The sequence below is a fragment of the Listeria swaminathanii genome, from assembly GCF_014229645.1.
Classification (GTDB): domain Bacteria; phylum Bacillota; class Bacilli; order Lactobacillales; family Listeriaceae; genus Listeria; species Listeria swaminathanii.
Map to the genome: position 1 here is coordinate 921,923 of NZ_JAATOD010000001.1, position 23,662 is coordinate 945,584.

Consider the following 23,662-nt stretch of genomic DNA (forward strand, 5'->3'; position numbering starts at 1 on the left):
GGGGTGAACTTTATTTGGAAAGACAAAAAGTCAAACAACTGATAAAGAGTTACCAACAAACCTACATATTCGCTATGTCACATATACATCAAGCTATTTCCGAAATATCCACCAATACAGTCGATTTGTCGATTGAACAATTTTTTGTCTTGCGTGAAATCGCTGCTTACGATGGAATTAGCGCCACCGAACTAGCAGCCACTTTGTCCGTCAATAAAAGTGCAATCACACCAAAACTAAAAAAACTTGTAGACAAAGGATATATTCAGCGAAAACGAAATCAACAAGATAAACGTGCCGTGGTTTTAACCATCTCAGAAAAAGGGAATAACGTTTACGAAGAGTGCGAAAAACAATTAGAGTTACTCGTGAACGAATGGCTCGAAATTCTAGGGGAAAAGGACAGCGAACACTTCTTTGAATTATTTCAAAAAATCACCAAGTCAGTTGTCAAACCTAAAAAATAAAAGGAGAGATTTGGCATGAAATGGATTATGAAACTCCGCTGGGCCATTTTAGCATTTTGGCTTGCAGCAGCAGTCGTACTAATGTTTATTGCACCACCCATGGCAGATCTTGTACGCGAAAAAGGCGAATTAAAACTGCCTGATGGCTACCCGTCATCACTTGCAACAGAAATGCAAAAGAAACATAATCCAGACGACAAAGGTTCTGCTTACATCGCTGTTTACACTTCCGACCACAAGTTAACTGGAACAGAATTAAACGATATCGAAAAATCACTAGACTCCATCGAAAAAGATAAAACAGAACTCCACGTCACGAGTGTACTATCCAGTTTTAACCAACCAGAACTAAAGGATAAATTTTTATCAAAAGACGGTAAAACACTAGTAGCAAGTTTAACTGTAGATGATACAGACGCCTCTGTTAAAAGCATTCGTAACGCCTTAGATAAAAAAATGGATGTGAAGGGCGTTGACACATACTTAACCGGAAACAAACTAATTCAAGAAGATGTTGTCCAAGGTTCCGAAGACGGTTTACATAAAACAGAGGGCATCACTGTAGTCTTTATTTTAGTCGTTCTATTCCTTGTATTCCGCTCTGCTGTAGCGCCATTTATTCCTCTTTTAACTGTTGGAATTAGTTATCTAGTGGCACAAAGTACAGTAGCATTCTTAATAGATCTCTTTAATTTCCCCGTTTCCACCTATACGCAGATATTTATGGTCTGTATCATGTTTGGGATTGGGACCGATTATTGTATTCTCTTAATGAGCCGATTTAAAGAAGAAATGGGAGCGGGGCTTGACCCAAGAGAAGCTGTTCATGCAACTTATCGTACAGCCGGTAAAACCGTTATTTATAGTGGTGTAGCCGTTCTCGTTGCTTTTACTTCACTTTATTTCGTTCAATTCGATTTATATCGTTCCGCTGTAGCAGTTGGCGTCGGCATTGTCGTGTTACTTGCCGCACTTTACACGCTCGTGCCATTCTTTATGAGCACGCTCGGAACGCATCTATTCTGGCCATTAAACAAAAATATTAGCCATAAAGAAAATAAAATTTGGGGTGCTGCTGGTAAATTCACTTTTGCAAGACCGTGGATTGCGTTATTAATTGTCGCAGCTATCACACTACCGCCAATTTTACTTCACACAGGAACAGAATCATTCAACTCTTTGGATGAAATCAGTGACAAATACCCTTCGAAAAAAGGCTTTGAAATTGTGTCAGATAGCTTTGGTGCAGGGCAAGTCGCGCCAACGCAAATCTTTATCGAAAATGATGATAATATGCGCACCACAGATTACATTGCCCAAATTGAAAAAATTTCCGATGATTTATCTCACGTAAAAGGCGTTGACATGGTAATGAGCGCATCACGCCCAGCCGGAAAACGCGTCGATGATATTTACATCAAAAACCAAGCCGGTCAAGTAAATGATGGTGTCGGCCAAGCAACGGATGGAGTAGGCCAAGTTAAGAAAGGCCTGGATTCCGCTAGTTCCGAATTAAAAAAATCAGAACCGGCACTAGATAAAGCCGTTGCAGGAGTTGGCGATTTACAAAAAGGTACCGTTGCAACTCAAGAAGGTATCAACCAACTACAAACCGCGCTTGCACAAATTCAAACTGGGATTGAAAGCGGCGCAACAGGAGCGGGTGACTTAAAACAAGGCGTAGCAGCAGCCAAATCACAATTAGCTACTCTACAAAATGGCGAAGCACAAATTCAAGCAGGTTACACTGAAATTCAGAAAAACTTACAAATTGTAGCCGACCAATTAAAAGGCTTCGAAAACCCGAACTCCCAAGCAATTGATACGTCTAAACTAGAAGCGCAGTTCAAAAAAATCGGCGCATCGTTCCAAGCATTCGCCGCAGCGCATCCGGAAGTGAAAAACGATCCTAAATTCCAAAAACTAGCCGCGGATATCCAAGGCCTAGAAACAGCTGGAAATGATCTGAAAACATCTGCCGGAAAACAAATGGCAGCACTTCAAGCAAAAATGAAAGAACTTAATCAAGGTATCCAACAATTAGCAACTGCCATGAACCAATTAAATCAGCAGTCTAAACAAATTTCAGACGGACTTAGCGCATTTGACACAGGACTTGGTCAAATCGAAACAGGACTAGCTCAATTAGAAAACGGACTAAATCAAGCAGCAGACGGTCAAGGCCAAGTTGTTTCTAAAATGCCCGAAATTTCTAATGCTCTAGCTCAAATCGCAGCTGGACAAGGCGCATTAAAAGATGGCTTTGCAGGTATTAGTGGGCAAATGGGTCAATTAACAGATGGCTTAACTTCTGGTGCAGATGGTCTAGGAAAAGTACAAAGTGGCCTAAACACTGCGAACGGACTCATTGACGATTGGTCGAAAGTGCCATATGCAAGTTCCGGAATTTATGTTCCAGATGCTTTACTAAAAAACGCCGATTTCCAAAAAGTATTAGATCAATATATCTCTTCTGATGGAAAATTAGCAACCATTAACGTTATTTTAACTAAAAACCCTTACTCTAATGCAGCGATGGATTCCATTGACGACATTAATGACCAACTAGCGGCAAGTATGAAAGGCACAAAACTTGAAAATGCTAAAATTGGTATTGGTGGAATGACGAGCGTTAACTATGATACAAGAGATATGTCGACAGCCGATTATCATTTAGTTCTTGTTATCGTTCTTGCAAGTGTATTCGTCACACTGGTTATTGTTTTACGTTCACTTGTAATGCCAATCTATCTCATTGCATCACTTATTTTAACTTACTTTGCCGCACTTGGATTTGCAGAAATTATCTTCATGCGAATTCTTGGATATAGCGGTCTAACTTGGGCAACACCGTTCTTCGGATTCGTTGTACTCGTCGCACTCGGTATCGATTACTCGATCTTCCTGATGTCACGATTTAACGAATACAATGGACTTTCCGTACGCGACAGAATGATAAAAGCCATGAAAAATATGGGTGGCGTTATCTTCTCCGCAGTTATCATTCTCGGAGGAACATTTGCCGCGATGATGCCAGCTGGCGTACTTTCCTTGCTTGAAATCGCCACAGTAGTGCTAATCGGCTTAGTACTTTATGCCGTCGTTATTTTACCACTATTCGTTCCAGTAATGGTTAAACTATTCGGACGCGGCAACTGGTGGCCATTTATCACAAGAAAAGGGGACCATCAAGAAAACGTACCACCGAAAAAATAAGTCAATAAAACCGCATTCCTTTTCAAGAGGAGTGCGGTTTTTAGTTTGATTTCAAAAGTTAATTTGCTAAGATGTAGGTAGAGATGAATAAAGGAGGAAGGAACCAAATGATAAAACTCGAAAATGACTGGGATGAGTTGTTAAAAGATGAGTTTAACCAGCCTTACTATTTAAAACTCCGCCAGTTCCTTAAAAATGAATACCAAACAAAAAAAGTGTTCCCAGATATGTATGATATTTTCAATGCATTAAAACACACAGCCTACAAAGACGTAAAAGTAGTGATACTCGGCCAAGACCCGTACCACGGAACAGGCCAAGCACACGGACTCTCTTTTTCCGTCCAAAAAGGGGTGCAAATTCCACCATCGTTACAAAATATTTATTTAGAGCTACATAATGATCTGAATTGTGAAATACCGAACAACGGCTACTTGATACCATGGGCGGACCAAGGCGTGCTACTACTTAACACCGTTCTAACTGTCCGCGCAGGCCAAGCAAATTCGCACCGCGGCCAAGGCTGGGAAATCCTAACCAACCATATTATCGAAATGATTAACCAAAAAGAGGAGCCAGTTGTCTTTTTACTTTGGGGCAACAACGCGAAAGAGAAGTTACAACTATTAACTAACCCGAAACACATTGCTTTCACATCCGTTCATCCTAGCCCGCTTTCCGCATCACGCGGTTTTATGGGAAGCCGACATTTTTCCAAAGCGAATCAATTTTTAGAACAAAACGGAGCAACACCAATTGATTGGCAAATTCCTTCTATATAAATAAAAACACCTCGCCTGCGAAAGACGAGGTGTTTTTTTTATTTTTTAGCAATTTTCAAGGCTTTTTCGGTATTTGCAAAATGTTGTTTTGTATATTTAGCCAATGTTTCCATTCCAAAGCGTTCAATGATTTCAGCTGCAACAGCGTCAACATGTGGTCCAGCGCCTTTTGGAAGCGTAATACCGACTTCTTTCGACATCGCATCAAACGCTTGAACAAACTTATAACGAGCAATAATCGAAGCCGCCGCCACCGAAAGATGCAATCCTTCTGCCTTGGTCGCAAAAAAGACATTTTCCCGAACAATGCTAGGCTCTTTTGCCAAATAACGGTAATACGTATTTTTTTCAGCAAATTGGTCAATTAAAATCGCTTCTGGTTTTACAGGTGCCAGTTTTTTCAAGACATTTTCGATCGCACGATTATGTAATAAAGCTTTCATTTGACCCTGATTCATGCCTCTTTGTTGTAATTCGTTATATTTCGGATTCGGACAAAGTAGCACACTATGCGGCACAATTGGCATGATTTTTTCAGCGATTCGGCAAATTTCCGGATCTTTCATGGCTTTTGAATCCTTCACACCAAGCTCTTTTAAAAGTGGCATCATTTCTGCATCGACATAAGCTGCGCAAACAGTAATGGGACCAAAAAAGTCACCCGTGCCGACTTCATCGGAACCAACAACATTTTTTGATGCGAAGTTTGCTGGAAGAACGCCTTTAGAAACACTTGGCGTCTTTGTTTTTGCTTCTGGAAGTGTAGCAACCCATTTTTTTGCTTCGGCTTCTCCGTTTACTCCTTGGAACATCACTTTGCGCGATTTATAGCCAGTAATGGAGACACCAGGTTTTTTCGCTGCAAAAACGGCTCCTGGTGGGAGTTTTGGATTGGAAAAAGGGAGATATGTTTGTTTCATTTTTTCAAGTGTGGGTTGATTAACTATGATAACTGTATTTGCGATAAGGCATCATCCTTTCAAAGTTCTATTGTAACATACTACGACGAAAGACTGAATATCGGCTAAACGGGTGGTTGACTCTTTTCTTTCGGGCTTTTTCGTGATAAGATTATGACAAGTAGCGGCCTAAATGAATTTGGGCGAGGAGGAATTTACGTGGCAAATGAGAGAAATAGAGTAGTGACCACAATTTATGGTAGAGAATATACAATTGTTGGCATAGAAACAACAGACCACTTACGAAAAGTAGCTCGCGAAGTCGATGAAAAAATGCACGAAATCGGCTCTCAAAATCATGCGCTTGATAGCGGAAGGCTCGCTGTACTGACAGCTGTGAATGCAACTCACGATTATTTAAAACTAGAACAAAAATATCTAGAGTTGGAACAAGAACTGGCTCGTATCAAAGGAAGAGATCAATGATTTTAAATGCGATTATTTTAATTTTACTTGTTTGTGGCTTTTTCGCAGGTTTTAGAACGGGCCTAATCAAACAACTTATATTATTACTAGGTTATATTTTGGCATTTTTTATCTCGTATACATATTACGAAGATTTAGCGCCCCATTTAACCTTTATACCTTATCCAGGTAGTGATACTTCAGATGGATTATCAATTATTTTACAGGAATTACGAACAGAAACAGCTTATTATAACGTACTCGGATTTGCGATTATTTTTATTGTAGCAATCATTGTCGTTCATATGCTTGCATCACTTGTTGGCGGCTTAACAAAAATACCTGTGTTGCGTCAAATTAATGGATTAGTAGCGGCTGTTTTTGGTGTTGTTAAGTCTTATTTACTTATTTTTATTGTATTGTTTATCATGGCAATTTACCCGGCGAATTGGTCAGAAAATCTGATTGACAGCTCTACGGTTGCTCAGTGGATGCTCGAGAACACGCCGATTTTGTCCGAACAATTTTATGACTGGATGACAGACATTCTGCCAAAATAAAAGAAACATTCGATACCAGATGTACACTCTTAGCCAATTTTGGATAGGATTGCGCTGGTATTTTTTAATGACCAAACGGGGAGGAATAACGATGGCTACTAATAAAAAAGAAATCATTCGTTTACTGGAAGAAATTGCCATTTATATGGAACTAAAAGGAGAAAATAGCTTTAAAATATCAGCTTTCCGTAAAGCTGCCCAAGCAATTGAATTAGATAGTAGAAGTCTGTCAGAAATTGAGGATTTCACAAAAATTAGCGGTATTGGTAAAACAACCGGCGAAATTATTCAACGTTATTTAGATAGCGGCGAATGTCCAGAACTCGTGGAGCTGAAAAAAGAAGTACCCGCTGGCCTCGTTCCACTTTTAGATGTGCCGGGGCTTGGTGGTAAAAAATTATCGCGGCTTTATCATGAGCTAGGTGTGGTCGACAAAGAAACTTTACTCAAAGAAGCAGAAAACGGCCATATCGAAGCATTAAAAGGTTTTGGTAAAAAGTCTGCTGAGAAAATGGCAGAAGCTGTGCGCGAAATGGGTGAACGACCTGATCGCTATCCGCTCAACGATGTTTTACCAATCATTGGAAAAGTAGAAGCTTATTTAGCTGAAATTGCTGCAATCGAAACGTTTGCGCAAGCTGGAAGTTTACGACGCTTGCGGGAAACGGTAAAAGATTTAGATTATGTTATCGCGACTCAACAACCAGAAGAAGTGCAAAAAGCGTTACTTGCCTTTCCTTTAATTACAGATGTCATCGGAGCAGGTGAAACTAAAGTATCGGTCGTATTAGAAGATAACATTACCATTTCGGTCGATTTCCGCCTAGTGGAAAAGAAAGCCTTTGCCACAACGCTACATCATTTTACTGGTTCTAAAGATCATAATATCAAAATGCGCCAATTGGCCAAACAATCAAACGAAAAAATAAGTGAGTATGGCGTAGAGCAAGAAGATGGAAGCATGCGTCATTTTGAGTCAGAAAAAAGCTTTTTTGAGCATTTTAATATCCCATTTTTACCACCAGAAGTTCGCCGAGATGGCACCGAAATTGAGCGCGTAACGAAGGATACGAAATTCCTAGCGTTAGATGATATTCGCGGTGATTTACACATGCATACCACTTGGTCAGACGGCGCTTATGCCATTCCGGAAATGATTGAAGCCTGTATCGCGAAAGGTTATGAATATATGGTAATAACCGATCACGGGAAATTTCTACGAGTAGCTAACGGCTTAGACGAAAAAAGACTTTTAGAACAACAAGCAGAAATTAAAAAAATTGCCGCAAATTATCCGGAAATTGATGTCTATTCAGGCGTTGAAATGGATATCTTGGCGGATGGCTCGCTCGATTTTGATGACGAAACACTAAAACAATTGGATTTTGTGATTGCGTCCATTCATTCCAGTTTCCAACAATCCGAAGAAGAGATTATGAAACGACTAAAAACAGCGTGCGAAAATCCTTACGTTCGCTTGATTGCTCATCCCACAGGCAGAATTGTCGTGAAAAGAAAGCCATATCATGTTAATATGAAAGAACTAATCAAATTAGCAAAAAATACCGGAACTGCACTGGAATTAAACGCTAATCCACAGCGCCTCGATTTAAACCGTGAGCATCTAGAAATGGCTCATGCAGCAGGTGTTCCAATTGCAATCAATACAGATGCGCATGACACGAAGCATCTTGATTTTATGTCCATCGGTGTTCGCGCGGCAACGAAAGCGTGGCTAGATAAGTCCGCAATTCTAAATACGAAAACAGCGGCTGAATTTAAACAATTTTTACAGAATAAATAACTTTTAAAAAGAAGGATGACTAATGGAAAAAAAAGTAGAAGCCATTTTAGAATTTGATAAAATAAAAAAACAACTCGCGGAATTTGCTTCGTCTTCACTAGGAGAGCAAGCGATTTTGGAACTCGCTCCAGCGACAGATTTTCAAGTAGTGCAAAAAGCGCAACTCGAAACAGAAGAAGGAGCCAAGATTATTCGTTTACGGGGAAGTGCGCCAATTACTGGTCTAACAGACGTTTTTGCCCATTTGAAACGCTTGGAAATCGGTGGCGATTTAAACGGGCTTGAAATCTACCAAATCGGTAGCAACTTGCGCGTAAGCCGTCAAATGAAAAACTTTATGAACGATTTACTTGAAATTGGTGTCGAAATACCACTTCTCGGCGCGCTTTCGGATGAACTTTTAGTATTAAAAGAAGTGGAAGAGGATATTGCGATTTCCGTTGATGAAAGCGGGAAAGTATTAGATACTGCGAGTGAAGCACTTAGTACAATTCGACGTACACTCCGCCGCACGGAAGACCGCGTACGGGAAAAATTAGAATCTTATTTGCGCGATCGCAATGCTTCGAAAATGTTAAGCGATGCCGTTATTACGATTCGAAACGATCGCTACGTTATTCCCGTTAAACAAGAATATAAAGGGCATTATGGTGGTATCGTTCATGACCAATCCGCATCCGGTCAAACACTTTTCATCGAGCCACAAAGTGTAGTAGATTTAAATAACGAACGAAAAGCACTTCAAGCAAAAGAAAAACAAGAAATCGAACGCATTCTTGCAGAAATTTCCGCATCACTCGCTGGCTGGATTAATGAAATTCATCATAATACCTTTATTCTCGGACGCTTTGATTTTATTTTTGCAAAAGCACGTTTTGGGAAAGCGATGAAAGCCGTAACGCCACATCTTAGTGATACAGGCGTAGTGCATTTAATTGCCGCGCGACACCCGCTTTTAGATGCAGCTAAAGTCGTTGCTAATGATATTTATTTAGGCGAAGATTTCACGACGATTGTAATTACTGGTCCAAATACAGGTGGTAAAACAATTACACTGAAAACATTGGGATTACTAACATTAATGGCACAATCTGGCTTACAAATTCCAGCACAAGAAGATTCTACGATTGCTGTTTTTGAACATGTATTTGCCGATATTGGTGACGAACAATCCATCGAACAAAGCTTGAGTACCTTCTCGTCCCATATGACAAATATCGTGTCCATTTTAGAAAGAGTGAACCACAAATCGCTAATTTTATATGATGAACTTGGGGCTGGGACAGATCCGCAAGAAGGCGCAGCACTCGCAATTGCGATTCTTGATGCAAGCCATGCAAAAGGCGCAAGTGTTGTCGCGACGACCCATTATCCTGAATTAAAAGCATATGGATACAACCGCGTTCACGCAACCAATGCTTCCGTTGAATTCAATGTCGAAACGCTTAGCCCGACTTATAAACTACTAATCGGCGTTCCCGGACGAAGTAACGCTTTCGATATTTCGCGCCGCCTTGGATTAAGCGAAAGTATCATCACAGAAGCAAGAAGCCTTGTCGATACCGAAAGCGCCGATTTAAATGATATGATTTCGAGCCTAGAAGAAAAACGCAACTTAGCAGAAACAGAATATGAAGAAGCGCGCGAACTAGCTCGTGGTGCCGATGACCTTTTAAAAGATCTGCAAAAAGAAATCACCAACTACTATCAACAAAAAGACAAATTAATCGAACAAGCGAGTGAAAAAGCCGCAACGATCGTGGAAAAAGCGGAAGCCGAGGCCGAAGAAATCATCCATGAATTGCGCACAATGCAATTAAACGGAGCAGCCGGCATCAAAGAACACGAGCTGATTGACGCCAAAACAAGACTTGGGAAAGCCAAACCAAAAACAATCAACAAAACCATTCCCCAAGCGCCAAAACAAAAACCACACGTTTTCAAAAATGGCGATAATGTCCGCGTCTTATCACTCGGCCAAAAAGGTACACTTTTAAGCAAAATTAACGATAAAGAATGGAATGTTCAAATCGGTATCATCAAAATGAAAATCAAAACTACCGATCTCGAATACATCCAACCAGAAAAACCGAAGAAACAACGCATCATTACATCGGTTCATAGCAGCGGCTCACCAGCTAAAAGTGAACTCGATTTGCGCGGCGAACGCTACGAAGATGCTCTGCAAAAAGTCGACAAATACCTCGATGAAGCATTGCTCGCAGGCTATCCGCAAGTAGCAATCATTCACGGTAAAGGAACTGGCGCACTTAGAACTGGTGTTACGGAATATTTGAAAAATCATCGCATGGTCAAATCAATCCGTTTCGGTGCAGCAGCAGAAGGCGGGAACGGCGTAACAATCGTCGAATTTAAGTAAACAACTGAGCAAAAATATAGCTCCAAATAGGGTGTAAATGCTATACTGTGTGTACGAAAGTCATAAGGAGTGAATTAAATCATGGTAAAAGAAATTACAGATGCAACATTCGAGCAAGAAACTAGCGAAGGCTTAGTATTAACAGATTTCTGGGCAACATGGTGTGGTCCTTGCCGCATGGTGGCTCCAGTTTTAGAAGAAATACAAGAAGAACGCGGCGAAGCACTTAAAATCGTCAAAATGGACGTAGATGAAAACCCAGAAACACCAGGAAGCTTTGGTGTTATGAGTATTCCAACACTTCTTATCAAAAAAGACGGCGAAGTAGTAGATACAATTATCGGCTACCGTCCAAAAGAAGAACTGGATGAAGTCATCAACAAATACGTTTAAAATTATGCTAAAATGAAAGAAGCTTAGAATGTTTGTTCTAAGCTTCTTTTTAAATGTGTAACTGGAGTTGATAAAATGTCTTCTGAACATATCCAAAATAAACTAGCGCTTCTGCCGGACCAACCTGGTTGTTATTTGATGAAAGATAGACAAGGAACCATCATTTATGTTGGGAAAGCAAAAATTTTAAAAAATCGTGTACGTTCGTATTTTTCAGGAACGCACGATAGTAAAACACAACGCTTAGTCCAAGAAATTGTGGATTTTGAATATATCGTCACATCATCCAACGTAGAAGCTTTACTACTAGAAATCAATTTAATTAAAAAGCACGATCCACGTTTTAATATTCGGCTAAAGGACGATAAAACCTATCCGTTTATTAAAATTACGAACGAACGACATCCGCGCCTAATTATTACCCGCCAAGTAAAAAAAGATAAAGGGAAATATTTCGGTCCGTACCCAAATGTCTATGCCGCCAATGAAGTAAAACGGATTTTAGATCGCCTATATCCACTACGAAAATGTAGCACTTTGCCCAATAAAGTATGCTTATATTATCACCTCGGCCAATGCCTTGCGCCGTGTGTATTTGATGTGGAAGCAAGTAAGTATAAAGAAATGCAAGACGAAATAGTATCATTCCTAAACGGCGGCTATAAAACCGTCAAAAATGATTTAATGAAAAAAATGCAAGAAGCCGCTGAAAATATGGAATTCGAAAAAGCTGGCGAGTTCCGCGATCAAATCAACGCAATCGAAACAACGATGGAAAAACAAAAAATGACAATGAATGATTTCGTTGACCGCGATGTATTTGGTTACGCCATTGATAAAGGATGGATGTGCGTCCAAGTATTCTTCATTCGCCAAGGAAAACTCATCGAACGCGATGTTTCCCAGTTTCCATTTTATAACGATGCCGACGAAGATTTCCTCACTTTCATTGGCCAATTTTACCAAAAAGCCAACCATATTCCGCCTAAAGAAATTTATTTGCCAGATGATGTTGATAGCGAAGCCGTTCAAGCAGTCGTTCCTGACACAAAAATTATCGTACCACAACGCGGGAATAAGAAAGATCTCGTAAAACTTGCTTATAAAAATGCCAAAATTGCCCTAAACGAAAAATTCATGCTACTTGAACGTAATGAAGAACGCACAGTCGGGGCAGTAGAACGACTTGGAGAAGCAATGGGAATCCCAACGCCATCACGCGTGGAAGCTTTCGATAACTCCAACATTCATGGCACAGACCCCGTTTCCGCGATGGTCACATTCCTTGACGGCAAACCAAGTAAAAATGATTACCGCAAATACAAAATCAAAACCGTAGAAGGCCCAGACGACTACGCAACAATGCGCGAAGTCATCCGCCGTCGTTACTGGCGCGTCCTCAAAGAAGGCTTACCGATGCCCGATTTAATCTTAATTGACGGAGGAAAAGGCCAAATCGACAGCGCCAAAGACGTTCTAACCAACGAACTAGGCCTAGACATTCCAGTAGCCGGCCTCGCCAAAGATGACAAACACCGCACCAGTCAATTGTTATTCGGCGACCCACTTGAAATCATCCCTTTGGAAAGAAACAGCCAAGAATTCTATTTACTACAACGAATGCAAGATGAAGTCCACCGTTTCGCGATCACATTTCATCGCCAACTACGCAGCAAAACCGGCTTCCAGTCCATTCTCGACGGCATTCCAGGCGTAGGCCCAGGCCGCAAGAAAAAACTACTTAAACACTTCGGCTCAATGAAAAAATTAAAAGAAGCAACCGTAGAAGAAATAAAAGAAGCTGGCGTCCCTCTGAATGTTGCTGAGGAAGTGCATAAACATATCACAGCGTTCAATGAAAAAGCAAAAAATACCGAGCAAAAATGATTTTCCACACGATTATAAACGCCAATGACTTTGATGTTATTGGCGTTTTATTGCGTAAAAAATGTTACATATATGAACTAACACGTCAGATAAAATAGCTTTTATATATAATAAACTTCCCTTCAACACATAAATGCGCTAAAATAAAATCATTGATAAAAAAGAACTAAAAGTCAGGGGGAACGAGATTGGGACTAGTCGTATTAAAATTTGGTGGAACATCTGTCGGCACCGTGGATAAAATCGGGAAAACAGCAGATCAAGCCATTTATGAGAAAAAACAAGGAAATAAAGTCATCGTCGTCGTTTCCGCAATGGGGAAATCAACCGACAAATTAGTCGCAATGGCTGAAGAAATTAGCGAGGCTCCAGATAAACGCGAAATGGATATGCTACTTTCTACTGGGGAACAAATCACGATTGCTTTACTTGCGATGACTTTAAAAGAAAAAGGGCATGATGCTACTTCTTATACAGGGTGGCAAGCGGGAATTGAAACAGAAGCTGTACATAGTAATGCGAGAATTGCTGATATTGATAGTGCGCGTATTGAAGCGGCACTTGATGCGGGACAAATCGTTGTCGTTGCTGGATTCCAAGGTTTAACGGCAGACGGGGAGATTACTACACTCGGTCGGGGTGGTTCGGATACAACCGCAGTTGCCATTGCATCCGCTCTTAAAGCAGACAAATGCGCGATTTGCACGGACGTTGTTGGCGTGTTTACAACAGATCCACGCTACGTCAAAAAAGCCCGAAAGCTCGAACAACTTACCTATGATGAAATGCTAGAATTAGCCAATCTCGGCGCTGGAGTATTACATCCACGCTCCGTTGAATATGCCAAAAATTTCCGGATTCCGCTCGAAGTAAGAGCGAGCCACGAACAAGAATCAGGAACAATGATCGAGGAGGATTTAACAATGGAAAATACCAAAGTAGTCCGTGGAATCGCTTTTGAAGACCAAATCACCCGTGTAACTATCCACTGGAAACAAAAAGAAGCGATGCGTGTGTCCAAAGTCTTTACAAAATTAGCGGAAAATAATATTGATGTAGATATTATCATCCAAGGAATTACTGGTCTAGGTCACGGCAACCTATCCTTCACTATCAAAACAAGCGCACTTTTAGCAACACTAGCTGTTTTAGAAGAAAGTAAAGAACTGCTTCAAATCGAAAAATTAGAATCCGAGCAAGAACTGGCGAAAGTTTCGATTGTTGGCTCTGGAATGGTAAGTAATCCAGGGGTAGCTGCGCAAATGTTCGAAGCTTTAACAGAAAATAATATTCCAATTAAAATGATTAGTACGTCTGAAATTAAAGTTTCCACTGTAGTACCTGCACGTAAAATGGTCGAAGCAGCACAAGTTTTACATGACCAATTTGAATTAGATAAATAAAAAATAAGCTTGCAGTGACAAAGTGAATTCTTCCTTTGTCGCTGCAAGCTTATAATTTTTAGTAGCGCTCTTCGTTATCGATTGTTTCTTTACGATCCCATTTAATAATAATCGTTGCTTGTTTTTTACGTTTATCAATTTCATCGTAACTTTCGGTATATAGTTTTTTCTGTGATTGCAATTGTTCGGCAATAAAACCAGCTTCTAGTCTAAAGGTAGGCTCTTCTTGCGCGTTAAAACGGGCGGCAACCATTTCGCCTTCTAAAAGTAAGCGTAGTTCATCTTTCTTTTCTTTCAAAATACTGAAACTTCCCCAAGAGGCTTCTTCAAAGAATTCAGCTATCTCTTCTAGGGACTCAAGTGGAAATTTGCGAGCTAAGTCTTTTCCTGCCCAGTACATAATGTGAGGCGCTTCATCTCCAAGTATTTCAGGAATTAAATAATCTCGTAGTAAATCTAAACCAAAACTTGGAACAAGTGCTTTTTCCTCGTATTTATTCTGTTCATTTTCTGTCATTTCGGATACCCCACTTTCATACACCATTATAACCAAAATCACCCTAAAATGGAAAGCACAATAAATAAATTTCTATAAAAAACCTTTTTTCTCAAAAAAGACTTGCGAAAAAACCGAAAAAATAAGAAAATGGAAGGTATAGATAAAAAAATGGAAATTAATAAAGAAATTGAGGCGAGACTGTGAAACAAGCTATTGGCTTTATTGATTCGGGAGTAGGCGGTTTGACAGTAGTGCGAGAAGTGCTAAAACAGCTACCCCATGAACAAGTATATTATTTAGGTGACACCGCACGTTGCCCTTATGGACCACGCGACAAAGAAGAAGTAGCTCAGTTTACTTGGGAAATGACCAATTTTCTAGTAGATCGTGGCATCAAAATGCTCGTTATTGCATGTAACACAGCAACGGCAGCAGCTTTGTATGACATTCGCGAAAAACTGGATATCCCTGTTATCGGGGTTATTCAACCAGGTTCGAGAGCAGCACTCAAAGCAACAAGAAACAATAAAATTGGCGTACTAGGAACACTTGGTACCGTCGAAAGTATGGCATATCCAACAGCGCTTAAAGGATTAAATCGCCGAGTGGAAGTAGATTCCCTCGCATGTCCAAAATTTGTATCTGTCGTAGAATCAGGCGAATATAAAAGTGCGATTGCAAAAAAAGTAGTAGCCGAATCACTTTTACCACTGAAAAGTACTAATATTGATACGGTGATTTTGGGTTGTACACATTATCCACTTTTAAAACCAATTATCGAGAACTTCATGGGTGACGGTGTGTCCGTTATTAACTCCGGAGAAGAAACTGCGAGTGAAGTCAGCGCGTTACTGGATTATCATAATTTATTAGAGGCTACAGATGAAGAAATCGAGCACCGTTTTTTCACTACGGGTTCGACACAAATTTTTAAAGATATTGCAAAAGACTGGTTAAATATGCCAGATATGACTGTAGAACATATTAAATTAGGAAAATAAGAGGTGCCAATAATGAGATTTGATGGAAGAGAAAGTAATGCATTACGAAATATCGAAGTAACACCAGATTATTTAATGCATCCAGAAGGTTCTGTTTTAATTGCATCAGGAAATACAAAAGTTATATGTTCTGCAAGTGTGGAAACAAAAGTACCACCATTTATGCGAGGAGAAGGCCGCGGCTGGATCTCTGCTGAATATTCGATGTTACCACGAGCAACGAACACACGTAACATCCGTGAATCCTCTAAAGGTAAAGTAACCGGCAGAACAATGGAAATTCAACGTTTAATCGGACGTGCGCTCCGTGCAGTTGTTGATTTAGACGCACTTGGCGAAAGAACGATTTGGCTTGATTGCGACGTTATCCAAGCTGATGGCGGTACACGTACAGCGTCTATCACCGGCGCGTTTATTGCAATGGTTATGGCAATTGCCAAGCTAGACGAAGAAACACCATTCACTAAATTTCCGGTAAAAGATTTCCTAGCTGCTACAAGCGTGGGCGTTTTAGAAGAAGGCGGCACCGTGCTTGACCTGAACTACGTAGAAGATAGCGCAGCGCAAGTAGATATGAATATTATTATGACTGGTAGCGGCGCCTTCGTGGAACTTCAAGGAACCGGCGAAGAAGCTACTTTTTCCGAAGCAGAACTTGCTGAACTAATTGTTTTAGGTAAAAAAGGTATTAGCGAACTAATCGAAATCCAAAAAGAAACACTTGGAGAAAAAGTCACAGCGCGGATTAAAGGAGAATAAAAAATGAGTAAAATTATTATTGCCACCGCCAACAAAGGGAAAGCAAAAGAATTTGAAAAAATCTTCGCTAAATTCAATATCGAAGTAGCTACGTTAGCAGATTTTCCAGAAATTGGCGAAATCGAAGAAACTGGCACAACATTCGCTGAAAATGCTGCTCTTAAAGCCGAAACGGTCGCTAGCTTGCTAAATCAAACAGTTATTGCTGATGACTCTGGTTTAATCGTAGACGCGCTTGACGGAGCTCCTGGCGTCTATTCCGCACGCTATGCTGGTGTCGCTCATGATGATGCCAAAAACAATGAAAAACTACTTAAAAATTTAGAAGGCGTTGAACCCGCTAAAAGAACCGCTCGTTTCCACTGTACACTTTCTGTAGCCACACCTTCTGAGAAAACATCTTTTTACACAGGTGAAGTAGAAGGCGTTATTGCAGAACAACTTTGCGGAACAAATGGTTTCGGTTATGATCCATTATTTTTCTTACCAGATTTTGGTCTTACGATGGCAGAAATTCCCGCAGAGAAAAAGAACGAAATCAGCCACCGTGCAAATGCCATTAAACAACTAGAAAAAGATTTAACAGAAGTAGTAGAAAAAGTAACCAAAAAGTGAGAAAATAAGTAACAGTATCACAGGGGAGGAAACAAAATGAAATTATTAGTAGTTAGCGACAGCCACTCAGAACGTGACTGCTTAATCCATCTTAAAGAAAAATACGAAAATACAGTCGATGCTATGATTCATTGTGGGGATTCTGAATTAGAAGCTGACGATCCTGCGATTCAGGGATTTCATACTGTTCGAGGCAACTGTGATTTTGGTGGCGGCTTCCCAAATGATTGGGTAGGAGAAGTAGACGGCTACCGCATTTTAACCACACACGGACATCTCTATAACATCAAGATGACACTCATGAATTTACGATATCGTGCACGTGAACTAAACGCAGATTTCGCCTTCTTCGGTCATTCCCATGAACTAGGCGCAGAGATGCTAGACGACACCATCATTTTAAACCCAGGAAGCATCTCCTTACCAAGAGGCCGCATCCGCATCAAAACATATGCACTCATCGATTCCACACCAGAAGGCATCCAAGTGCGCTTCATGGACCGGGACGACAACGAACTAACAGACCTAACCCAAACATTCCCATTAATCAAGCACAACTAGGTCAAAAGGCACCCGAAAAAGAAAAAATGCAATAACTTAAAGAAAACCATTGACAAACAAGCGATTTAAACATAAAATGGTATTTGGCTGTTGAAAAGACAGTGCCATTTGTCCTGATAGCTCAGCTGGATAGAGCAACGGCCTTCTAAGCCGTCGGTCGGGGGTTCGAATCCCTCTCAGGACGTTAAAATAAGTAAATCAAATAAATCTCTGAAACGTTAGAAATCCTTGATATTAAAGGGTGGATGAACGCTTTAGAGATTTTTTTGTTTGATGATGTTTCCCTTATTTTTGGGAAGAAAATTAGAGATTCTATCTTCATTCAAGTTTCTAGTTTTTACTAACATACGTATAATTTCATAGTTGTACTAATGTCAGCATGACATACATGTGCAGAAACATATATAATACGCCGATATTTATTGTGATAGTTTATCATAACCAAAATCGAATTCAACAAAAACTAGGCTACAAATCACCGATAGAATATCGGCAATCCATAGCCTAATCAATTGCTTTTTTATTACTGTCTCATTTTAAGGATTCAGTTCCCATATAGATATTAACTTTTTTCATTTAGTTTCTTTACGTTTACATTTATATTTAGCTTCCTATTCATCAGACAATAAGTCTTCAGGAGATATTTGGTATTTATTTTGCTTTGTTACATCGGCTCCATTTTCCAATAAAATAGTTATAGATTTAGCTTCTTTAGGTAGCTCCATTGCTGCACGCCATAACGCCGTATTCCCATTATTGTCTTCTGCATCAACAGTTGCCCCCTTTGAAATCAAGTACTCAACTATTTCAGTATAGTCATGCATTGCAGCTAGATGCAATGCAGTCATTCCGTTTTTATCCTGTAAATTCAAATTACTACCTTTTTCAATTAAATATTCGATAATGCTCATTTTTCTTTCTACGACTGCTGACATTAATAAAGAACGATTGTCCCTGTCCACACTATCTATGCCATATTTAGTTAGAAAATCGTCAACTTTAGAAAAGTTATTGCTTAGTAACACTGGATATAACTCATTTTCATTAAACATATGTTGCACCTCTTTGGATTATTTTTTTCTCTGCTGTTGGTTCCCTTGTATGAGTTTTCATAACCAATTTATACATATCAAATCTCTCGAATATTACTCATTATCTTATACTATACCAATTATTTTGCAATTTTAGTAGGCTTTCTATTTTTTCAATAAATGTATAGATATCTTGATTTTTTTTCCATTAACATAACAAAATGAAACTCATTTAAAACGCGTACTTAATAGTATGCTTTTTTTATTTTTATGACCCAAAAGAAAATTCTAATTGTAGTAGTTACGTAAGCTATAAAAAAGTTTGCATTCGTTCTTTGACAACTAAATAAGAGCACGTCGAAATACCATAAAATTTTTAACCAGCAAGAAAAAATGTAACCACTTCTGCTACGGGTGAAATTAACAGAAGTAAATTGACTAAAAACAAAAGGGAGAAACAGACAAATGAACAGTCAAAAAAGGAAGGAAAAGAAAGTAAAAATAATCGCAATGGCGTTAGTAGTTATGATATTAGCAAATCTATTTCAACCGTTCAATGGAATAGCGGCATCACTTCGGCTCGATGAAACAGGTTATTTTTACACAGGAATTAGTTTTACAAATGGGCAGAAATTAGAAAACAAAGATATCTGGAACATGAAGATGGATGGTAAAGATGTCTTTTGTATCGATTCTGCCGCACCAGCAAATACAGAAGAAGGTTATAGTGCGGAAACATATACAGGTAGTAAAAAAGACTTGTTATCTAAAGTTGCTTACTATGGTTTTACTCAATCTGAACAAAGTTATAAAGATTTTGCGACCACCCAATTACTTATTTGGGAAGTGCTTGGTGAACAATTAGAGTGGACATCATTACCTAACTACTGGACGGATAGAGATACAATTTTAGCGCAGGTAAGAAAGCATGATACACAGCCATCATGGGACACGCAGACAATTACAATAATTGAAGGCCAAGAGTTTGTACAGGGTGATACAAGCAATGTAACAGACGTGCTCAATATCACAAATAATGCGACGGGAATCCAGGTTACGAAAACCGGGAACACACTCAAATTAAAAGCGGATAAGAATTCTAAATCAGGAGAAATTATGTTTTCTAAAGTGCCAGATTCTGCTTTAGGAACATCGATTGTTTATAACAAAGCAGATCGCCAAAGTCTGGTAGATTTTCATTTACAAGATACTGGAAAAGCAAAACTAAAAGTAAACGTGAAAAAACTCGGCGGCGTGCGAGTGAAAAAAATAGATCCAAAAACAAATCAACCATTACCAAATACCACCATTAAATTTGAATACGGAGGCACATCCAAAACAGTCGTAACAAATGCAACTGGTATTGCTGAACTTGTTGGAATTCCAGAAGGGACGCAAGTAAAAGTTACCGAAATAGCAGCTCCAGCAGGCTACCATAATAGTGGAGAAGTCAAAACAACCACTATTAAACCAAGTGAAACAATAGAACTTATTTTTAATAATAATAAGCAAATGGGAACGGTTAAATTAACGAAAACCGGTCAAGAATTTGGTGCGAGCATGCCCAATGATAATTACACTTTAAAAGAAGCTGTATACGGGATTTATAACAGTAGTGATGTACGAGTGGGAGAATTAATTACAGATGAAAAAGGCTACGCAGAATCTGGTTCACTCTCGCTAGGGCAATATTATCTGCTAGAGGAAAAAGCACCCGCTGGCTATCTTCTAAGTGACGAAAAGTTATCTTTTGAAATCAAATATGCAGGACAAGATGTTGCAATCACCAACACACAAGTACAAGCGGTCGATGTGGAGCAAAAAGGTTCTGCTAAACTAATTAAAGAAGATGCTGAAACAGGCGAAATAGCCCAAGGAAATGCCGTTTTAGATGGAGCTGTTTATGAATTATATCGTTCCTCAGATGATATGTTAATGGATACAGTCACGATTGAAGATGGTCAAGCGCAAACAGATAATTTATTATTAGACAGCTATTACTGGCTAGAAAAAGAAGCGCCGACTGGCTACTTGTTGGATAGTGAGAAGTATCCTTTTGATTTGACCTATAACCAAGAAGCAGAAGTGGCTGATGTAACTGTCACAGTCAAAGAACAAGTCATCAAAGAAAAAATCAAAGTAATTAAATGCGACGAGCTGACAAAAGAACCTATCAAGAATAATGCTGCTACTTTTAAATTAAAAGATTTGCAGACAGGTGAGTTTATAGAGCATGAAGGAAAATCAGAATTTATGACCGACCAGTCGGGAGAATTTGTGACAGAAGATTTACCGTATGGAGAGTATGAATTGACGGAAGTTATTGCTCCAAAAAATTATCAACTGACGAATGAACCAACTAAAATAACTATTGACGGAACACATGAGGGCATCATTGAAGTAAAAATCATGAATACTGAAATACCTAAACCACTACCGAAGAAATCAACTCGAAATAAGGTAGACCCAGTAATAAAAATGGCAGAAACTAGACCATTACCACTGCTCGGAGATAATGACGGTATTGCTTTAGTATTTATTGGTCTAGGACTTGTAGTAACTGGACTAGCGATATATTGGAGCAAAAAAAATAACGGCAAACGTAAAAAATAAAATGAGCAGCATGGAAAACAAACAAATATCTAATAAGAAAAGAAGCCTGAGTTATTAGGCTTCTTTCTTTTTTTGCAAAAATTATATGGTATGCTACTCATTTCCAACACTTGCTGCTAAATAGTTTCCGTTTTACTACAAAAATAAATATATTTTTAGCAATAAAACAAAAAAATATTTTATAATTTTCATAGAGAGGAGTTTATCAAAAGAGCTTAGATTGTAATCAGGAAAGCTAAAATGCAAAAAAAATGCAGAATTGTACTTTTTTTAAACATTTTTTCGAGATTACTGTCCCAAAAATAGGATTTAGTTGTAATAGTGATGTAGGGGAAGGATACCCTTGCAATTTTACACGGGGCGATAGAAACAGGAGGTGAGTAGATGCATCTACAAGCACATAAAAAACATAAACAGCATGCCTTTGATAGCTATTGTAAAAAAATACTGAGAAATGAGACGAGAAATATCTACAAAGAAATTGAACGTTTAAAAAAATATGAAGTATCAATGGAGAGTTTGTCAGAAAAAGAATTAGGTAAACAGGTTATTTATGAAAGTAATATGACTAGGGAATTTCTGTTCTTCGTCGAAAATGTAGGTATGGTAATAGTAACGGGAGAAATAATCGCAGAAGCTATTAAATTATTACCAAAAGAAAAACAAGCTATCATATTACTCTCCTATATTCTCGGCATGTCTGACAGGCGAATCGCGGAAGAGCTAAACCTAGTCAGACGCACTGTATCACGTAGGAGAAATAGTACACTAGCTGAATTAAAAAAGATAATGGAGGAAGACTAGAAATGAATGAAACAACGCAGAGAAAAAATAGACTAGTACCTTACGAAACAATAGTTGCTGCGTCAGAGGGAGATATAGAAGCAGTTGGAGCAGTTTTAGATCACTATGCGGGTTATATTACAACGTTATCTACAAGAGTATTATTTGATGAATATGGAAATCCACACGTTTGCGTAGATGAAGACTTACGGCGTAGAATCGAAGCGAAATTAGTTTCGAAATTGCTGCTGTTTAATGCTTCGTGATACCATTCTATTATATATTAATGATGATGACGAGAATGATTTAGAGAAAATAAATGAACTACTAGCGGGAACGAGATATAATTGCTAGTAGTTTTTTTACGTGGATTTTGATACCAGAAGAATCAACGTGCAGTTAATTGCAAAGTTCTCAAAAGGGCTCAGAGTTGGCTTAACTTTTGATTGGTGGAAGTTAGCAGATATAAAACACATTTATGTATTTTTAAAGAACCTTTGCTAAATTAAATGAAAAAGAACTTTACAAACAATAAATTCCATTTGTATACTAAAGTTACAGTAACAAGTTTGTGAAAATATTCCTAACTTTAATAAAGGATGAACGTAAATGCAAAGAAAAGTAGCAGAAATTAATCAATTAGTTAGAAACGGCCGCTTATGGCTTGACCTTGATATTTCATCATTTAATGGTCATGAACTCGAAATTATTGGCGGGATTGATCTTAGTTATTTTTATGAAATAGAAATTAAATTTAGCAATGTTTGTTTTTTGTCAGGATATACTTCCTTACATATAGACACTTCAGAAGATTTTCTTTTTGTGCACGAAGATAGTTATGAAAGTTCGCGGATGAATCTTCCTAAAGTCAGAGATAATTCATTTCTATTTGAATTTAAAACAGATGATATAGATGGCTTACCTTTTTTAGTTATGGCAGAGAACATCGAATATAAATACGAGCGAGTAAATCTATAAAACTTACTGGAGGAAACCAGCATGAATGAAGAGGCAATTCATTTAAAAATGTTTGAGTGCAGTGGTACCTAAATAAAAAGTAAGTTAGCGGAATAATAGAGCAAACCAAAAGACTAAACGAATTGTTTACATGAAAAATATAAAGAGGAAGTGTCAAAATGTATAAATTATCTCCAAAAGAAATAGAGGTTATGGTAAATAAATCGGCTAAAGATAGGTACATCTATTTTGTCAAAAGAGTTGCGGATCAAGGGGCAGCTTGGACTTTAAAAGATAAAGAGGGATTTGTAACTACTTCAGATTCAGAGGCGAGCCTTGCTTTACCAATATGGCCTTTTAAAGAATATGCTTCGAAATTAAAAGAAAATGAATGGAAAGATTTGGAACTCAAAAAAATAAGTTTTAAGCAACTAAGTAAAGAAATCTTACCGAATTTATCCAAAGATAGTGTGAATGTAGCAGTTTTTATGGTACCCAATACTAATGAAGTGGTTACAGTTTCCGCGGATAGATTATTAGATGACTTATTGAACGAGCAATCAAATTTTTTATAAAAAATTTAATTA

At 38.7% G+C, this 23,662-nt stretch carries 22 protein-coding genes and 1 tRNA gene; 20 read left to right on the top strand and 3 right to left on the bottom strand.

The genetic code is table 11. From position 1 onward, the window contains the following. Positions 1–14: 14 nt before the first annotated feature. From HCX62_RS04665 to HCX62_RS04675, 3 genes are all read left to right on the top strand, one after another. Complete coding sequence (locus HCX62_RS04665; RefSeq protein WP_185637258.1) at positions 15–467, top strand: MarR family winged helix-turn-helix transcriptional regulator; 453 nt, start codon at positions 15–17, stop codon at positions 465–467. A 15-nt stretch (positions 468–482) separates the two neighbouring features. Further along, positions 483–3,683: an MMPL family transporter gene (locus tag HCX62_RS04670; protein WP_185637260.1), complete on the top strand. Its 3,201-nt coding sequence runs from the start codon at positions 483–485 to the stop codon at positions 3,681–3,683. A gap of 107 nt (positions 3,684–3,790) precedes the next feature. After that, positions 3,791–4,465 carry a uracil-DNA glycosylase gene (locus HCX62_RS04675; protein ID WP_185637262.1) on the top strand — a complete coding sequence of 225 codons (675 nt, stop codon included), beginning with the start codon at positions 3,791–3,793 and terminating at the stop codon, positions 4,463–4,465. 38 nt (positions 4,466–4,503) lie between these two features. Here the strand turns inward: HCX62_RS04675 and rnhC are convergent, their stop codons facing one another. Further along, complete coding sequence (rnhC, locus tag HCX62_RS04680; RefSeq protein WP_185638030.1) at positions 4,504–5,430, bottom strand: ribonuclease HIII; 927 nt, start codon at positions 5,428–5,430, stop codon at positions 4,504–4,506. Between the two features lie 153 nt (positions 5,431–5,583). Between rnhC and zapA the strand changes: the two genes are divergently transcribed. The 7 genes from zapA (at position 5,584) to HCX62_RS04715 (ending at position 14,256) form a co-directional block, all read left to right on the top strand. After that, entirely contained in the window at positions 5,584–5,850 is a 267-nt protein-coding gene (gene zapA / locus HCX62_RS04685) for a cell division protein ZapA (protein ID WP_008947586.1), read from the top strand. Continuing rightward, positions 5,847–6,389, top strand: coding sequence for a CvpA family protein (locus HCX62_RS04690; RefSeq protein WP_185637264.1), 543 nt, complete (start codon positions 5,847–5,849; stop codon positions 6,387–6,389). The genes zapA and HCX62_RS04690 overlap by 4 nt, the downstream gene beginning before the upstream one ends. A 91-nt stretch (positions 6,390–6,480) precedes the next feature. Next, on the top strand, positions 6,481–8,193 hold the full coding sequence (gene polX, locus HCX62_RS04695) for a DNA polymerase/3'-5' exonuclease PolX (protein ID WP_185637266.1): 1,713 nt from the start codon (positions 6,481–6,483) through the stop codon (positions 8,191–8,193). A 22-nt stretch (positions 8,194–8,215) separates the two neighbouring features. Beyond that, on the top strand, positions 8,216–10,573 hold the full coding sequence (locus HCX62_RS04700; RefSeq protein ID WP_185637268.1) for an endonuclease MutS2: 2,358 nt from the start codon (positions 8,216–8,218) through the stop codon (positions 10,571–10,573). A gap of 81 nt (positions 10,574–10,654) precedes the next feature. Further along, a complete protein-coding gene (gene trxA / locus HCX62_RS04705) occupies positions 10,655–10,966 on the top strand; it encodes a thioredoxin (RefSeq protein ID WP_008947590.1) in 312 nt (103 codons plus the stop codon). Between the two features lie 75 nt (positions 10,967–11,041). Further along, complete coding sequence (gene uvrC / locus HCX62_RS04710) at positions 11,042–12,853, top strand: excinuclease ABC subunit UvrC (RefSeq protein WP_185637270.1); 1,812 nt, start codon at positions 11,042–11,044, stop codon at positions 12,851–12,853. A gap of 188 nt (positions 12,854–13,041) precedes the next feature. Next, positions 13,042–14,256: an aspartate kinase gene (locus HCX62_RS04715; protein ID WP_185637272.1), complete on the top strand. Its 1,215-nt coding sequence runs from the start codon at positions 13,042–13,044 to the stop codon at positions 14,254–14,256. Between the two features lie 58 nt (positions 14,257–14,314). Here HCX62_RS04715 and HCX62_RS04720 read toward each other — a convergent pair whose 3' ends face one another. Next, positions 14,315–14,809 (bottom strand): YslB family protein, encoded by a 495-nt coding sequence (locus tag HCX62_RS04720; protein ID WP_185637274.1) that lies wholly within the window; start codon positions 14,807–14,809, stop codon positions 14,315–14,317. A 146-nt stretch (positions 14,810–14,955) separates the two neighbouring features. Between HCX62_RS04720 and racE the strand changes: the two genes are divergently transcribed. The 5 genes from racE to HCX62_RS04745 all read left to right on the top strand — a co-directional run bounded on the left by racE (position 14,956) and on the right by HCX62_RS04745 (position 17,875). Further along, the gene (gene racE, locus HCX62_RS04725) at positions 14,956–15,756 is read left to right on the top strand and encodes a glutamate racemase (RefSeq protein WP_185637276.1); all 801 of its coding nucleotides are present in this window, start codon (positions 14,956–14,958) and stop codon (positions 15,754–15,756) included. 12 nt (positions 15,757–15,768) lie between these two features. Continuing rightward, positions 15,769–16,515 carry a ribonuclease PH gene (gene rph, locus HCX62_RS04730; RefSeq protein ID WP_185637278.1) on the top strand — a complete coding sequence of 249 codons (747 nt, stop codon included), beginning with the start codon at positions 15,769–15,771 and terminating at the stop codon, positions 16,513–16,515. A 3-nt stretch (positions 16,516–16,518) separates the two neighbouring features. Beyond that, positions 16,519–17,130, top strand: a complete 612-nt coding sequence (locus tag HCX62_RS04735) for an XTP/dITP diphosphatase (RefSeq protein ID WP_185637280.1) — start codon at positions 16,519–16,521, stop codon at positions 17,128–17,130. 36 nt (positions 17,131–17,166) lie between these two features. Continuing rightward, on the top strand, positions 17,167–17,691 hold the full coding sequence (locus tag HCX62_RS04740) for a metallophosphoesterase (RefSeq protein WP_008947599.1): 525 nt from the start codon (positions 17,167–17,169) through the stop codon (positions 17,689–17,691). 110 nt (positions 17,692–17,801) lie between these two features. Continuing rightward, a tRNA-Arg gene (locus HCX62_RS04745) sits at positions 17,802–17,875 on the top strand. Positions 17,876–18,302: 427 nt separating this feature from the next. Here HCX62_RS04745 and HCX62_RS04750 read toward each other — a convergent pair. Further along, entirely contained in the window at positions 18,303–18,743 is a 441-nt protein-coding gene (locus HCX62_RS04750) for an ankyrin repeat domain-containing protein (protein WP_185637283.1), read from the bottom strand. Between the two features lie 444 nt (positions 18,744–19,187). Between HCX62_RS04750 and HCX62_RS04755 the strand changes: the two genes are divergently transcribed. The 5 genes from HCX62_RS04755 to HCX62_RS04775 all read left to right on the top strand — a co-directional run bounded on the left by HCX62_RS04755 (position 19,188) and on the right by HCX62_RS04775 (position 23,650). After that, a complete protein-coding gene (locus tag HCX62_RS04755) occupies positions 19,188–21,335 on the top strand; it encodes an MSCRAMM family protein (protein ID WP_185637286.1) in 2,148 nt (715 codons plus the stop codon). Positions 21,336–21,719: 384 nt separating this feature from the next. Next, positions 21,720–22,139 carry an RNA polymerase sigma factor gene (locus HCX62_RS04760; RefSeq protein ID WP_185502653.1) on the top strand — a complete coding sequence of 140 codons (420 nt, stop codon included), beginning with the start codon at positions 21,720–21,722 and terminating at the stop codon, positions 22,137–22,139. Between the two features lie 2 nt (positions 22,140–22,141). Beyond that, positions 22,142–22,384, top strand: coding sequence for a helix-turn-helix domain-containing protein (locus HCX62_RS04765; RefSeq protein ID WP_008947603.1), 243 nt, complete (start codon positions 22,142–22,144; stop codon positions 22,382–22,384). A 343-nt stretch (positions 22,385–22,727) separates the two neighbouring features. Then, a complete protein-coding gene (locus tag HCX62_RS04770; protein WP_185637288.1) occupies positions 22,728–23,096 on the top strand; it encodes a hypothetical protein in 369 nt (122 codons plus the stop codon). A gap of 158 nt (positions 23,097–23,254) precedes the next feature. Then, positions 23,255–23,650: a DUF2750 domain-containing protein gene (locus HCX62_RS04775; RefSeq protein WP_185637290.1), complete on the top strand. Its 396-nt coding sequence runs from the start codon at positions 23,255–23,257 to the stop codon at positions 23,648–23,650. Positions 23,651–23,662: the final 12 nt, after the last annotated feature.